The sequence below is a fragment of the Tolypothrix sp. PCC 7712 genome, from assembly GCF_025860405.1.
In the GTDB taxonomy this organism is placed as follows: Bacteria; Cyanobacteriota; Cyanobacteriia; order Cyanobacteriales; family Nostocaceae; genus Aulosira; species Aulosira diplosiphon.
Genome location: NZ_CP063785.1, coordinates 8,435,706 through 8,449,661 on the forward strand (window position 1 = coordinate 8,435,706; position 13,956 = coordinate 8,449,661).

The window sequence follows — 13,956 nt, forward strand, 5'->3', positions numbered from 1 at the left end:
CTAATGTAGCTTTCCATTGATGATTAATTTACTACAATTAAGAGACAGTAAAAACTCTGAAAATTCTACGATTTATTCAGTTTTTACTATGGCAATTGCCACAGCGCCAGTAACAACTAAAGCAGCTCCCATCAGACCTAAAAATGTAAATTTTTCTGGGAGAAGTAATGAAGGTGCAATTACTGATACAATCCCAACTGCAACTAAAGTTACTACAGGAGCCAAAGCTAATACTGCACTTACTCGTGAGGCTTCCCAATGTGCCAATGATTCAGCAAAAGCACCATAGGCAATTACTGTATTTAATGCACAAAAAACCAATGTACCCAAATAGAAATTACTAAGTGTAAAAATTGTTTGACTTGTGGCTAAGGGAGCAAATAATATGGCGCATCCACCGTAAACAACAAGCATAATTTGTGCAGAAGACCAAGATTGTAATAATTGTTTTTGTGCTAAAGCATAAATAGCCCATGCTGCTGCGCCTAAAACAATTAAGCTACTGCCAAAAAGATAATTATGCTGGGCTGTAATTAAATTAGTCAACTGTTCGTGAAAAAATAAAATATAACCGAGAGTTAGTACACATACTCCCATCCATTGATGTAGTTGATAACGTTCTCGAAAAACAATTAACCCTCCCAAACCTAAGAAAACCACAGACAACTGAATAATGACTTCTGCAGTTGCAGGTGAAGTTAGTGACAAACCCTGCAAAAATAAAAAGTAATTCAGCGCCAAAAAAATAGTTGCGATCGCTAATAACTTCCAAGAAGCAGAACGCAATTGTGCGAATGTCGGTAATTTACCTTGTACCCCTAAATATACAGCTAACACACCAAAGGCTACCGAAAACCTAAACCATATCACTGTATAGACATCAAGCGCTTTAAGAGTCACCATCAGGGCAATAGGTAGAACACCCCACAATATCACCGTTAGTAGCGATAAAGCCAGCCCGAAACGCCAGCGACCAGAACTTTGATGCATAGTTAAAGGTCAAAGATAAAATTATAGATTTTATCTAGCCGCTAGTGTTTAAGCATTTCTGACAAAAATAGATTTGATTGCAGCAGTTGCACTAAAAAGGCGATCGCAAATTTATTGCTATGTGATTTTCAACAGAATATTTCACACAACTCCCCCTAATGACCCTTATTCACTATTTTTTGTGATTTGTTGCATAAGTTCAGCCATGCGAGAAATAGTGATATATGTAATTCAGCGATGGCGTATCTACCATCTGTTCAGGTAATCGTGATGCCTAAGATACAGAGTTTATTTCACAAATTTTTCATACCTACACTCTTGATATTTGCCAGCACACCAGCCAAGGCACAAATTACTCCTGATAATACCCTTGGTGCCGAAGCTTCTACCATTACCAAAAAATTGGGTCTAAAGCCCCGTGCTTCTAGCACGGCTTTTCTTCAACTTCCGGATCATCTCTCTAAGTACGTCATTTTGAGTGCGATCTGTTTCTTCGCAGTATTTCAAAAGCGTTTCATACTCTTCATTAGAGCATCGAACTGTTAATTTCTTCATGCCGTCATATTGCCGTCGTTTTATGGTATAATACTAGCATGAAAACACTGAAGTTTAAATTGTACGAACACAAAAGGAATAGACACCTCAAGCGCACAATCAACGCTGCTGGAGTGATTTATAACCATTGCATTGCTCTACATAAAAGGTATTACCGGATGTTTGGCAAGCATTTAAACTGTGCAAAACTTCAGGCTCATATCGCCAAATTAAGAAAGCGTAATTCTTTTTGGCAATCAGTAGGTTCTCAAGCAGCACAAGATATTTGTCAACGCATTGAGAAAGCTTACCAATTGTTTTTCAAACACAATAACAAAGGAGTAAGACCACCAGGATTTAAGAAGGTCAAGAAATACAAATCGTTCACCCTTAAGCAGGCAGGTTATAAGTTTTTGGGTGGAAATAGGGTAAAAATTGGTAGTCGAGTTTACCAGTTTTGGAAGTCCAGAGAAATTGAGGGAACAGTCAAAACCCTAACTATTAAACGCACCCCGTTAGGTGAGTTATTTATGGTTTTGGTTGTTGATGAGGGTAGCTCAGAAGTTGAAGTTAAGACGGGTAAAATCGCTGGCTTTGATTTTGGGTTAAAGACATTCCTCACTTGCTCAGACGGCACTAAAATTGAATCGCCCCAATTTTTCAAGCAATCCCTAAGCGCCATTAAAAAAGCAAGTTCGCGGCATTCCAAAAAGCTAAAAGGCTCATCTAACAGAGAACGAGCCAGAAAGAATTTAGTACGCAAGCATGAAGATATTTCCAACCGTCGGCGTGATTGGTTCTGGAAATTAGCTCATGAGCTAACAGATAGGTTCGATATTCTCTGTTTTGAGACTTTAAATCTCAAAGGAATGCAACGTCTTTGGGGCAGGCAAATATCAGACTTAGCGTTTGGTGAGTTTCTGCAAATCCTAGAATGGGTTGCCAAGAAGAAGAATAAACTGGTTGTCTTTATCGACCAGTGGTATCCAAGTAGCAAGACATGCTCTAATTGTAAACATATTCTAGAAAGTCTTGATTTGTCAGTTAGAGAGTGGCGTTGTCCTTCCTGTCAGTCAGTTAATGGAAGAGACGAAAACGCTAGTCGCAATATTTGTGCAGTCGGGGCATCGACTGTTGGCTTAGGTGATGTCAGACTGGCTACGCCAGCAATCGCTGTCTGAAGCTAGAATCCCCATGCCTTCAGGCTGGGGAGTATGTCAAACCAAACACGCTAATTAATGGTTCTAACGCAGACTTAATTAATGGTGGTGCTCAACGTGGCAACAATCTTTTTCATAGTTTTATTGAGTTTAATATTAATGATGGGCAACGCGTGTATTTTGGCAATCCCTCTGGGGTACAAAATATTTTGACACGGGTGACGGGTGCAAATGCATCGAATATTTTGGGGACTTTGGGTGTCAATGGAATTGCAAATTTATTTTTAATTAATCCTAATGGCATTGTATTTGGAAATAATGCCAGTTTAGATATCCGGGGTTCGTTTGTGGGGACAACTGCGAATGCTGTGCAGTTTGAAAATCAGGGTATTTTTAGTGCCACAAATCCCCAAGCACCGCCATTGTTGGTAGTGAATCCTTCGGCGTTGTTGTTTAATCAGATTAATCAAAATTCCACAATTACTAACCAATCGCAAGCATTTGCTGGAAGCAATCCATCAGGCGGAGATTCCTTTGGTTTAAGAGTTCCGGATGGTAAAAGTTTGCTACTTGTAGGCGGTAATGTTCTGATGAATGGTGGTGCTTTAAGAGCCTACAGTGGAAGAGTTGAATTAGGTGGATTAGCTGCTCCCGGGACAGTTAATCTACTCTCAGATGGCAATAATTTGAGTTTAGTTTTTCCAGGAAATTCCGCGCTATCAGATGTTTTGCTAACGAACGAAGCTAGCATACGTGTAGAAGGCAGCGTTGGGGGTAGTATTACCATCAATTCACATAATTTAGATGTTTTGGAAGGAAGTATACTCAGTGCTGGTATTGGAATAGGTTTAGGTACAGTCGATAGTCAGGCTGGAGATATTACACTCAATGCTGCAGAGAAAATTCAAGTTGGGCAGTCAAGTCAAATTCAAAATGCCGTGGCTCCCTTTGCTACAGGAAAAAGTGGCAATATAAATATTACAACTGGTTCCTTATACTTTACAGATGGTGCAGGTCTGTTGACCAGCTCATTTGGACAGGGTGACGCAGGAGATGTAACAGTACGTGCTATAGATGTTGTTTCTCTTACAGGCGCTAACACTATTATTGCTAGTAACTTAGAATCAGGTAGCGTGGGTAAAGGTGGTAATGTCAATATCAACGCTGCTAATTTATTCATTAGTGACGGCGCTCAACTGCAAACCTTTATTCGTCAAGCCTTAGAAACCCAACCAGCTGCACAAGGAAATGCGGGTAATGTCAATATCACAGTTACTGGTACTGTTGATATTGTTGGGAAGCAAGGCATATTTCTTAGTGCGATTGTCAGTGAGGCGGACACAGGAACATTGGGTAACGGAGGTAACATTACCATAGATGCTGGTGATTTCTTATTACGAGATGGTGCTCAACTTTCAGCCTCAACTTTTGCACAGGGGAATGGGGGGAACATCACAGTACATGCAAAAAACAGTGTTTTCCTTGCCAACAGTGGCATTTTCAGCATAGTTCAACCAGCAGGTGTGGGTAAAGGAGGTAATATCAACATCAATACTGCTTCCTTGAAACTCACAGATGGCGCTCAACTTTCCACCTCAACCTTTGGACAAGGGAACGCAGGGATTATTGATGTTACAGCCGGACAAATAGCACTATTAAAAGCATCGGGAATACTTGCAAGCACTGATAGTCAAAATAATGGCGGTAACGTTATTGTTAACACCAATCAATTAAGCTTACAAGATGGTTCATTTATTTCGACAGCTGCACTATCTAATAGCACTGCTACAGGAGGAAATATAACTATTAATGCTACAAAATCAGTGGCAATAGCCGGAATTTCTGAAGATAACGATGCTAGCGGTTTATTTGCTCAAACACAAGGTGCAGGAAGAGCAGGAGATATACAAGTTACAACAAAACGTTTAACAGTCCGAGATGGAGGAACTATTTCAGGTGAAACAAATGGTAGTGGTAAAGCTGGGAATTTAACAATTGATGCATCCGAATTAGTTGAAGTCATCGGTGGCGCACCAAATAATCAATTTGTAAGTGGGATTAGTGTTCAAGTTGAAGAAAATGTCTCTGGAAATGCAGGAAATCTGACAATTAATACCAAGCGTTTAGTAGTCAAAGATGGAGCTTTTATTGCTGCTGACACGAGAGAAAATAGCAAAGGCAATGGAGGTCAATTATTAATTAATGCAAGTGATTCTGTAGAAGTAATTGGTACAACAGCAGATGGTGAAATTCCCACAGCTATTTCTGTTGACGGCGATGGTACAGGAAATGCCGGCAACCTCACAATTAATACTCAACGCTTAGTTATTAAAGATGAAGCGGAAGTAGCAGCAAAAAATTTTGGCAGTGGACAACCAGGACAAATTGCGATTAATGCTGGCGAATCTGTTGAAGTAATTGGTGGTAAAGATACATTAACGTTAATTAATGCTGTAGCTGGCCCCGATGCTACAGGGAACCCCGGAGATATTCGCATCAACACTAAACGCTTACTTCTTCAAGATGGTGGACAAATTGCGGCGTTAACTTTCGGAAAAGTAGATGCTGGTAGTATACAGATTAATGCTACTGGCTCTGTTGAAATCATCGGTCAAGTTTTGGATTCAGATAGCCTCGTATTTCCAGAAAGCGGAATCTTAGCTCTAAGTGCACCTTCTACTGATGGTTTCAGCAGTAGAGGAGGAGATATTAAAATTCAAACAGGTAATTTGAATATCAAAAATAATGGTCAAATAAGTGCAACCGCAATAGGTGTTGCTGGTGATATCGACATCACCGCTGATATAGTCACTCTCGACAACAGTGGAAGCATTAACGCTGAATCTTTATCAGGTAATGGTGGTAACATCAACCTCAACAGCGATTTACTCTTACTTCGTCGCGGCGCTGAAATTTCCACCACTGCGGGGAATGCTCAAGCTGGTGGTGATGGAGGTAACATTAATATTAAATCAACGTTTATCGTCGCTGCACCCAACGAAAACACAGACATCACAGCCAACGCCTTCACTGGCGCAGGTGGTAATATTAACATCTTCACTCAGAATATTTTTGGTATCGAAGCCCGTCCCAAACCATCAGATGCAACCAACGATATTACTGCAAGTTCCGAATTAGGCGTACAAGGACAAATTGCCATTACACAACCAGAAGTCCAACCTGGGCAAGGGCTAATCGAACTACCCACCGAAGTCATTGACGCTAGTACTAAATTTTCCCAAATCTGTCCCAGAGACCCCAACCCAAAACCGTTAGCCAAATTTGTGGTTACCGGACGTGGTAGTTTACCACCTAGCCCTCTAGAATTTTTGACGGGTACAAGCATTAGCATTCCCCTAGCGACTTTGGACAAGCAAACAGCTACGCCAATAAATGGGGCAATAATTCCAGTCAGTAATCCCAGTCCAGAAATTATCGAAGCGCAAGGCTGGATTCAAACAGCTAACGGAATTGTTCTTATTGCCAATGCACCAAACGCTACTCCATCATCGCGCCCGACTGCGACTGTCTGTCCGCATCGCTAGAGATAGTGATGGTGCTTTACCGCGTCTAACATACCCTTGTATATTGAATATTTTTTTAATTGGAAGTCCCCTAGGAAAAATTTAGGATAAAGAATATTTATTATTGGTAAAACCTAATTTAGTAATTATGTTTGCAGATTTAAAAACTTTATTCATACAGCCAGCTATTATTACCAGTGCCTGTATTACTGTTTTGATGCTAGGTATTCAAAAACTGGGAGTTATAGAACCACTAGAACTAAAAGTTTACGATCGCATGATGCAAATGCGCGCTGATCCAGGAGTAGATTCCAGGTTGTTAATTGTTGCAGTCACAGAACAAGACCTGAAAAAATGGAATTGGCCCCTTTCTGGTGAAGTCCTAGACCGGGCTTTAGGCAAACTAGAAGCATATGAACCTCGCGCCATTGGTCTAGATATTTTTCGCGATTTGCCAGTACAACCAGGACATGAAAAACTGCTAAAGCGCCTCCAAGATAGCGATATTATCACTCCTGTATGTAAACATTCAGAAAAAGCCAACCCAGGAAATTCCGGAACAGCACCGCCTCAAGGTATAGAAGCAGATAGAGTGGGATTTAGCGATGTTGTCGAAGACACTGATGGTGTAATTCGCCGCAATCTGATATCAGTAGGTACAAATGCCAACGAGCCATGCCAAGCTGTTTTTTCCTTCAGCTTCCAGTTAGCTCTCAAATATTTAGCAGTAGGAGGTATTCAACCACAATTGACCTCTAACAAACAACTGCAACTACGTAATATTATCTTAAAACCTCTACAACCTGATGATGGTGCTTATCAGCACGCCGATACCACAGGCTATCAAATCCTGCTCAATTATCGTTCTCCCCGGCAAATTGCCCAGCAGGTAACGATTACCGAACTACTTTCCGACCAAGTAAAACCAGAATTAGTCAAAGACCGCATTGTGTTAATTGGTTCTACAGCATCTAGTCTCAATGATTTTTTTAACACGCCCTATGGTACAGGGAAATCAGATCGTTCTGGTAAAATTCCTGGAATTGAGCTTCACGCCCACAGCATCAGCCAAATTCTAAGTGTAGTACTCAACAAGCAGCCGCTATTTTGGTTTTTACCAGAGTGGGGAGAAGTATTTTGGATTTGGGGATGGGCTTTAGTTGGGGGATTAATCGCTTGGCGCATTCAACATCCACTCGGCTTAGGAATCGCAGAAGCCACAAGCATATTGGTGTTATGTAGTAGTAGCTTTGTGATTTTTACCCAAGCTGGATGGTTTCCTGTAGTGTCTCCAGTCTTGGGATTATTACTTGCAAGCGGAGGCGTGCTAGCTTATACAGCCTACCAAAGCAAGCAAGAACAAGCAGTGATGATGCAAAAAGTCCAAGATCAAAAAGAATTAATTGCTCAACTGCAAAACTTTGTTAGCCGGAGTAACGAAGCTACAACAGTAGCCGCCATTACACATACCTTCTCTCCCATCACTCAAGAACTCCAAACAGACACCATACTCAACAAGCGTTATAGAATTACCAGTAATTTAGGTTCTGGTGGCTTTAGCTATACTTACTTAGCGGAAGATACCCAACGTCCTGGATATCCTCAATGTGTAGTTAAACAGTTGCGTCCTGCTAGCCAAGATACTGAATATTTAGATATTCTCAGACGCTTATTTAAAACAGAGGCAAAAATTTTAGAAATTGTGGGTAATCACCCGCAGATACCATCTTTACTAGCTTTTTTTGAAGAAAATAAGCAATTTTATTTAATACAAGAATATATATCTGGGCATCCTCTTTCTGAAGAAATCAATTCAGATAAACGCCTCAAACCAACTGAAGTTACGGCTATTCTCAAGGATGTTTTGCAAGTCTTAATTTTTATTCACAGCTACGGTGTGATTCATCGAGATCTCAAACCTAGTAATTTAATTAGGCGCAAAGCAGATGGACGCGTTGTTGTAATCGACTTTGGTGCGGTTAAGCAAGTGCAACCGCAAGAACAAGACAACCAAACAATCGCCATCGGTACACCTGGCTATGCAGCAACAGAGCAATTGAGTGGTCAACCCACCCTCAACAGCGATATTTTTGCCTTAGGAATGATTGCTATCCAAGCTTTAACAGGAGTATACCCCAAAGTCTTCCGTAGAGATATCAATACAGGTGCAGTTATTCTCCCAGTAAAATCCGACACAGACGATCAGACTTGGCAATATTGGTGGGAACTAGCAGAAACTACCGAAACCTTTGCCAGAGTCTTAGATAGAATGGTACACCTCGACTTTACCCAAAGATATCAGTCAGCCAGCGAAGTATTGAATACTTTGGAAAATTTTTAGGGCATTGGGCATTGGGCATTGGGCATTGGGTAATAGGTAATTGGTAATTGGATTTCCCCCTCATCTCCCTCATCTCCCTCATCTCCCTCATCTCCCTCATCTCCCTTATCCCCAGTCCCCAGTCCCCAGTCCCCAGTCCCCAATCCCCAGTCCCCAATCCCCATTACCCCTTATCCCCAGAGGGGGCCCCGAGTTCCCCAATCCCTTAACCACCCGCGAGCTGACTCAGCGCTTTTGCTAAATATGCATACTGCTCTAGCTTATTGTAAATTTGTGCGGATATCCGCAGCAGCAGGCGAGGCGATTCCTGCCAGGGTACTACCTGTACTTGAATGCCAAATTTATCAAATAAGTCATCATGTACAGACATAAAATGTCGATTTTCTAACGCATTTGGCATGGGTATAACTGCCATCGAACCAATCATTGACTCGGGACAAGGTGGTAAAACTCCCAGAGATTGGCAAAGTAGTTGTCTGGCTTCTAATACTAACTGATGATTTTGCTGCCTCAGCTCATCCCAACCTCCAGGAAGCAAGGAACCCATAAAGGCGATCGCTTCGGGAACGCACATATAAGCGGTAGGATCGTCTGTACCTGTCCAATCGAATTCTAGTTGAAATCTCGATTTATCGGTTCTAGGTGAATTAGCACCATGACTAATTGTCAGAGGACGAATTTCTGACTGTTTATCTGGTTGCACGTACAAAAATGCGGCTCCCTTGGGCGCACATAGCCATTTATGGCAATTACCTGTGTAATAAGCTGCCCCAATTTCTCGCAGATTCAGCGCTATCATTCCCGGAGCATGGGCACCATCTATGAGTGTATCTACGCCTTGCTGTTGCAATTCCTTGATTAACTGCTGAATCGGGAAAATCAGCCCTGTCTGGCTAGTTACATGATCTATCAGGGCTAACTTTGTTTTTGGGGAAACTCGCTCCATTACCGCCGCTATTACCTGCTGTGGCGACTCAATCGGAAACGGAATTTTAGCAATGACTATCCGTACGCCAGTGCGACTAGCAATAAAATCTAAGGCATTGCGGCAAGCGTTATATTCGTGGTTGGTTGTCAAAATTTCATCTTCAGCAGTAAAGGTAAGCGATCGCAATACTGCATTTACACCAGTCGTCGCATTATTGACAAATACCACATCCTCGCTATCCGCGCCTACAAAGTCGGCTAGTTTGCTTCTAGCGTTATCTATTAGGGGTTCCCACGCTCTACCAAAAAAGTTGATTGGCTCTTGTTCCAGCTGCGATCGCAATTTTTGCTGAACCTCTAGCACTGCTTTCGGACAAGCACCAAAAGACCCATGATTCAGAAATGTTATTTCTGGATCAAGAGTCCATAAGTTTGCATATTCTGAAGACTGAAGTTTGAAACTTAGCTTTTCATCCTTCATTCTTCACCTTTTATCCTTTTTAACTCCCCAGGCTGGATTCGAACCAGCGACCAATCGATTAACAGTCGATCGCTCTACCACTGAGCTACTGAGGATTGCTCACGATTTATAATCTTAAAGGTAAAAATAGGATTTGGCAAGTACCTGGGCCAATTTTTTTTTTAATGCCTAAAACTTGGTAATTTTTGCAGTCCAAATCGGCTCTGGATTTAAAGCAGAGATTTCACAGACTCAAATATCGATCTACTTCAATCCCATTCTTAGTTCCACCAAGCGCTGCCGAGACTTGGCATCGATGGCGTTAGCCAAAAATCTGCTTTTAGATTGTTTGCGTGATTGATACTTATGTCGCATCCGACAAACAGTAGTTTCGACTTCGCCACATAGTTGTTGTGCAGACAACCATTCAGCACCATACCCCTGTACCATCAGCTGCTGTGCCCGATCTGATGTGGCGACAATCACGCGAGAAATTCGCGACTGAATTATTTGGTAGCGTAAAGACGCACAGAGTTTTTCAATATAGGTATCTGCTGTTTGCCCAAAATCAGTATAGTGAACTGATAATAGCTCTGTAATAACTTCTTTGTTACTACAGGTATTTTGATATTGGGCATCAAAAACGATTTGAGTATCGTAACCTTGAAACGAACTATAACTAGTCATCGTTTCCACTAATTCAACTCGTGCAGCTTCAAGTCCTGAATTATCACGAGTTTTTTTCAAACAAGGCCAAGCGCCAATTATGTTGTAGCCGTCTACTAACAAAACGGCTTGGGTTAAGGAACGGGGCATGGTTTTTAATCACAATTATCTAGAGTTGACAAGATTCGTTCATAACTTTATATAGTAATTGAAGCACCGCTTGTCACACTATGTTACAGAACACAAAAGTTGTTTAAAAATACAGCTAAAAATTGAAAACGCGCCTGTGAAAGGCGCGTTGCAGTTGTTGAAGTTATTTTGTTGAATTGTGATCTGCAGACAAAGAACTAGCAAAGAAATTGTGATTTTATGACACTTCTTTGTGTACTTCCATCAAACGCTGTTTGAGGCGCAGGGGTTCACCTTGATCTACAAGCAAACCATTTTCTAATAGAAAAGCACCATCACAATAGTTCAACTCATCTAAGCGATGGGTTACCCATAGCGCTGTAATACCACGACTTTTGACAAGGTTACGGACACCAGCCACTAAATCTAGTTGGCTATCTGGATCTAATAGGGCAGTGGGTTCATCTAATAGTAAGATTTCACAGCGACGCGCGATCGCACCAGCAATTGCCACTCGCTGTTTCTGTCCGCCACTCAAAGCATAGATAGGGCGACGTTGTAGGGTGTGTAAATTTACAGCCCCTAAAGCCTCCTCTACTCTGGCTCTAACTGCTGCAGGGGGCAATTTTTCTTTTACTAGTCCAAAAGCCACATCCGCACCAACTGTGGGCATTACCAGTTGATGATCGGGATTTTGAAACACAAAGCCCACGGGATGCAACACCCCAATTTCTCCTGATGTGGGAGCTAATAATCCTGCTAACAATCTCAGTAGCGTTGATTTACCACTGCCATTTGTACCCAGAAGCATCCAAAATTCGCCTCTAGGGACTTCTAGAGAGCAAGATTTAATGGCTGTCTGCCCACTTGGCCAACTAAAGTGTAAATCCTTAACTTTGATTCCCGCTTCCGCCATTTAGATAACCTGCTTACTCAGCAGTCAGGGAAACAAATCCAGGTGGTCTACCACTGCTAGTGGTGACACCATCTTTTTGCATAATCTGTACCCCAGAAATTTCACTAGCACGAACAGCAATTTTTTTCTCTGTCTTGCCTTCACACTTGAGTTCCACAATGTCAGGGTTACCAGACCGCATCGCTGCCAAAATCAGTTGATAGACAGCCTCAGCATCTTCTGCTGACTTACGTTGTACCGATACTGGGAAAGCCGTATTTCTGACGGTTAAGTCGATGGTAAACATTTAGCATTAATCAAGTTAACTGTAGCACTCATTCTAGCGCTAGCTGCTTGATTACTGGTGTAGGGCGGGGGAGGGAAAAGGGGCAGGGAGCAGGGAGCAAGGGAGATGAGGGAGATGAGGGAGATGAGGGAGATGAGGGAGATGAGGGAGATGAGGGAGATGAGGGAGATGAGGGAGATGAGGGAGATGAGGGAGATGAGGGAGATGAGGGAGATGAGGGAGATGAGGAAGATGAGGGAGATGAGGAAGATGAGGAAGATGTAGACGCGATAGCGGCTACTCTGCGAGTTCTCCGCAGGAGTACCCGTGGGGTGGGGAAAAGAGGGAATCAGCAACACCAAACACCCAACACCTATTAACCAATTACCAATTACCAATTACCCATTACCTAACGCCCAATGCCCAATGCCTAACGCCCAATGCCCAATGCCCAATGCCCAATGCCCCATCCCCATAAATCTATACAAATCTTAAAAAAAATTTAAATATACCTGGAAATATTAGAGATTTGCACCTAACATAATTAGAGACAGTAAAAAATTGTAAACTGGATACAAAAGCCAGTTCACTTTCTGTTCATAGAGAGCTAAATCCTCGCGATCTATAATACAGAAGTAAAAACCCGTACTTATAAACTTTTTGGAGATTTATTCTCATGACCATCGCAGTTGGGCGCGCCCCCAGTAGAGGGTGGTTTGACGTTCTAGACGACTGGTTGAAGCGCGATCGCTTTGTATTCGTAGGTTGGTCAGGGATATTGTTATTCCCATGCGCTTTCCTCGCACTAGGCGGTTGGCTCACAGGAACAACCTTCGTCACGTCATGGTACACCCACGGTTTAGCATCTTCTTATTTAGAAGGCTGTAACTTTATCACAGTAGCTGTATCCACCCCAGCCGATAGTTTGGGACATTCCCTGTTACTGCTGTGGGGGCCAGAAGCACAAGGAGACTTCACCCGTTGGTGTCAACTCGGGGGGTTATGGACATTCGTGGCGCTACACGGAGCCTTTGGCTTAATTGGCTTCATGTTACGGCAGTTTGAAATTGCCCGTCTAGTAGGAATCCGCCCCTATAACGCCTTGGCATTCTCTGCACCGATTGCAGTGTTTGTCAGCGTGTTCTTGATGTACCCCTTGGGACAATCAAGCTGGTTCTTTGCACCCAGCTTTGGAGTAGCAGGAATTTTCCGCTTCATCCTGTTTGTACAAGGATTCCATAACTTCACCCTCAACCCCTTCCACATGATGGGAGTAGCAGGTGTGTTGGGTGGAGCATTGCTGTGTGCGATTCACGGAGCGACAGTCGAAAATACCCTGTTTGAAGATGGTGAAGCTGCGAACACCTTCCGCGCCTTCAACCCCACCCAATCAGAAGAAACCTACTCAATGGTGACTGCAAACCGTTTCTGGTCACAGATTTTCGGGATTGCCTTCTCCAACAAACGCTGGTTACACTTCTTCATGCTGTTTGTGCCAGTCACAGGTCTGTGGATGGCAGCAGTGGGCATCGTCGGTATCGCTCTCAACCTGCGGGCTTACGACTTCGTATCACAGGAATTGCGGGCGGCTGAAGACCCAGAGTTTGAAACATTCTATACCAAAAACATTTTGCTGAACGAGGGTATCCGCGCTTGGATGGCTCCTCAAGATCAGCCCCACGAACAATTTGTATTCCCTGAAGAAGTACTACCTCGTGGTAATGCTCTCTAATTAACTCATCACTATGAGTTGATTGACATTTAAGATTCATCATTCTCTAGGTTTTAAAATCCCTCTTCCAAAATGGACGAGGGATTTTTTTATCTAGTTGGGGACTTCCAAAAAATAAACTATCCAATTTACAGAGATAATATTGTCTCTCTCCTTTCTGCTTGTTGAGACACGATTAATTGCGTCTCAGCCCTACCCCCTTGGCAAAAAATCGATAGTATCTTTTTTTAGTTGGAAGTCCCCAGTTGGTGAATTAGAGAAAATTTATGTGCTATATTTATTGAAGGTTCTAAACCCAGAGTAAAGATACTC

General features: G+C 42.5%; 13 protein-coding genes and 1 tRNA gene. 5 read left to right on the forward strand and 9 right to left on the reverse strand.

All coding sequences use genetic code 11. The features are described from left to right. Positions 1 to 72: 72 nt before the first annotated feature. The 3 genes from HGR01_RS34345 to HGR01_RS34355 form a co-directional block, all read right to left on the reverse strand. Positions 73 to 990, reverse strand: coding sequence for a DMT family transporter (locus HGR01_RS34345; RefSeq protein ID WP_045867861.1), 918 nt, complete (start codon positions 988 to 990; stop codon positions 73 to 75). Between the two features lie 293 nt (positions 991 to 1,283). Continuing rightward, complete coding sequence (locus tag HGR01_RS34350; protein ID WP_168160913.1) at positions 1,284 to 1,421, reverse strand: hypothetical protein; 138 nt, start codon at positions 1,419 to 1,421, stop codon at positions 1,284 to 1,286. Further along, entirely contained in the window at positions 1,399 to 1,545 is a 147-nt protein-coding gene (locus tag HGR01_RS34355) for a ribbon-helix-helix protein, CopG family (protein ID WP_045868487.1), read from the reverse strand. The genes HGR01_RS34350 and HGR01_RS34355 overlap by 23 nt, the downstream gene beginning before the upstream one ends. A gap of 38 nt (positions 1,546 to 1,583) precedes the next feature. Between HGR01_RS34355 and HGR01_RS34360 the strand changes: the two genes are divergently transcribed. The 3 genes from HGR01_RS34360 (at position 1,584) to HGR01_RS34370 (ending at position 8,549) form a co-directional block, all read left to right on the forward strand. Continuing rightward, positions 1,584 to 2,705, forward strand: coding sequence for an RNA-guided endonuclease InsQ/TnpB family protein (locus HGR01_RS34360; RefSeq protein ID WP_045867859.1), 1,122 nt, complete (start codon positions 1,584 to 1,586; stop codon positions 2,703 to 2,705). Between the two features lie 77 nt (positions 2,706 to 2,782). Further along, positions 2,783 to 6,229 (forward strand): filamentous hemagglutinin N-terminal domain-containing protein, encoded by a 3,447-nt coding sequence (locus HGR01_RS34365; RefSeq protein ID WP_235623114.1) that lies wholly within the window; start codon positions 2,783 to 2,785, stop codon positions 6,227 to 6,229. Positions 6,230 to 6,356: 127 nt separating this feature from the next. Continuing rightward, positions 6,357 to 8,549 carry a CHASE2 domain-containing serine/threonine-protein kinase gene (locus HGR01_RS34370; protein ID WP_045873272.1) on the forward strand — a complete coding sequence of 731 codons (2,193 nt, stop codon included), beginning with the start codon at positions 6,357 to 6,359 and terminating at the stop codon, positions 8,547 to 8,549. On the opposite strand, the gene HGR01_RS34375 is transcribed toward HGR01_RS34370, so the two are convergent. The 6 genes from HGR01_RS34375 to HGR01_RS34400 all read right to left on the reverse strand — a co-directional run bounded on the left by HGR01_RS34375 (position 8,546) and on the right by HGR01_RS34400 (position 11,933). Then, a complete protein-coding gene (locus HGR01_RS34375; protein ID WP_168161027.1) occupies positions 8,546 to 8,713 on the reverse strand; it encodes a hypothetical protein in 168 nt (55 codons plus the stop codon). The genes HGR01_RS34370 and HGR01_RS34375 overlap by 4 nt on opposite strands. Before the next feature lie 41 nt (positions 8,714 to 8,754). Next, entirely contained in the window at positions 8,755 to 9,957 is a 1,203-nt protein-coding gene (locus HGR01_RS34380; protein ID WP_045873273.1) for an aminotransferase class V-fold PLP-dependent enzyme, read from the reverse strand. A 23-nt stretch (positions 9,958 to 9,980) separates the two neighbouring features. Then, a tRNA-Asn gene (locus HGR01_RS34385) sits at positions 9,981 to 10,052 on the reverse strand. A gap of 148 nt (positions 10,053 to 10,200) precedes the next feature. After that, entirely contained in the window at positions 10,201 to 10,752 is a 552-nt protein-coding gene (locus tag HGR01_RS34390) for an NYN domain-containing protein (RefSeq protein ID WP_045873274.1), read from the reverse strand. Positions 10,753 to 10,969: 217 nt separating this feature from the next. Then, complete coding sequence (locus HGR01_RS34395) at positions 10,970 to 11,647, reverse strand: ABC transporter ATP-binding protein (RefSeq protein WP_045873275.1); 678 nt, start codon at positions 11,645 to 11,647, stop codon at positions 10,970 to 10,972. Between the two features lie 13 nt (positions 11,648 to 11,660). Then, the gene (locus HGR01_RS34400; RefSeq protein ID WP_045873276.1) at positions 11,661 to 11,933 is read right to left on the reverse strand and encodes a hypothetical protein; all 273 of its coding nucleotides are present in this window, start codon (positions 11,931 to 11,933) and stop codon (positions 11,661 to 11,663) included. Between the two features lie 47 nt (positions 11,934 to 11,980). Here HGR01_RS34400 and HGR01_RS34405 point away from each other — a divergent pair, with 47 nt between their 5' ends. Beyond that, positions 11,981 to 12,292, forward strand: a complete 312-nt coding sequence (locus tag HGR01_RS34405) for a hypothetical protein (RefSeq protein WP_264264651.1) — start codon at positions 11,981 to 11,983, stop codon at positions 12,290 to 12,292. A 296-nt stretch (positions 12,293 to 12,588) separates the two neighbouring features. Further along, complete coding sequence (psbD, locus tag HGR01_RS34410; RefSeq protein ID WP_045869084.1) at positions 12,589 to 13,644, forward strand: photosystem II D2 protein (photosystem q(a) protein); 1,056 nt, start codon at positions 12,589 to 12,591, stop codon at positions 13,642 to 13,644. The last annotated feature ends 312 nt before the right edge of the window (positions 13,645 to 13,956 follow it).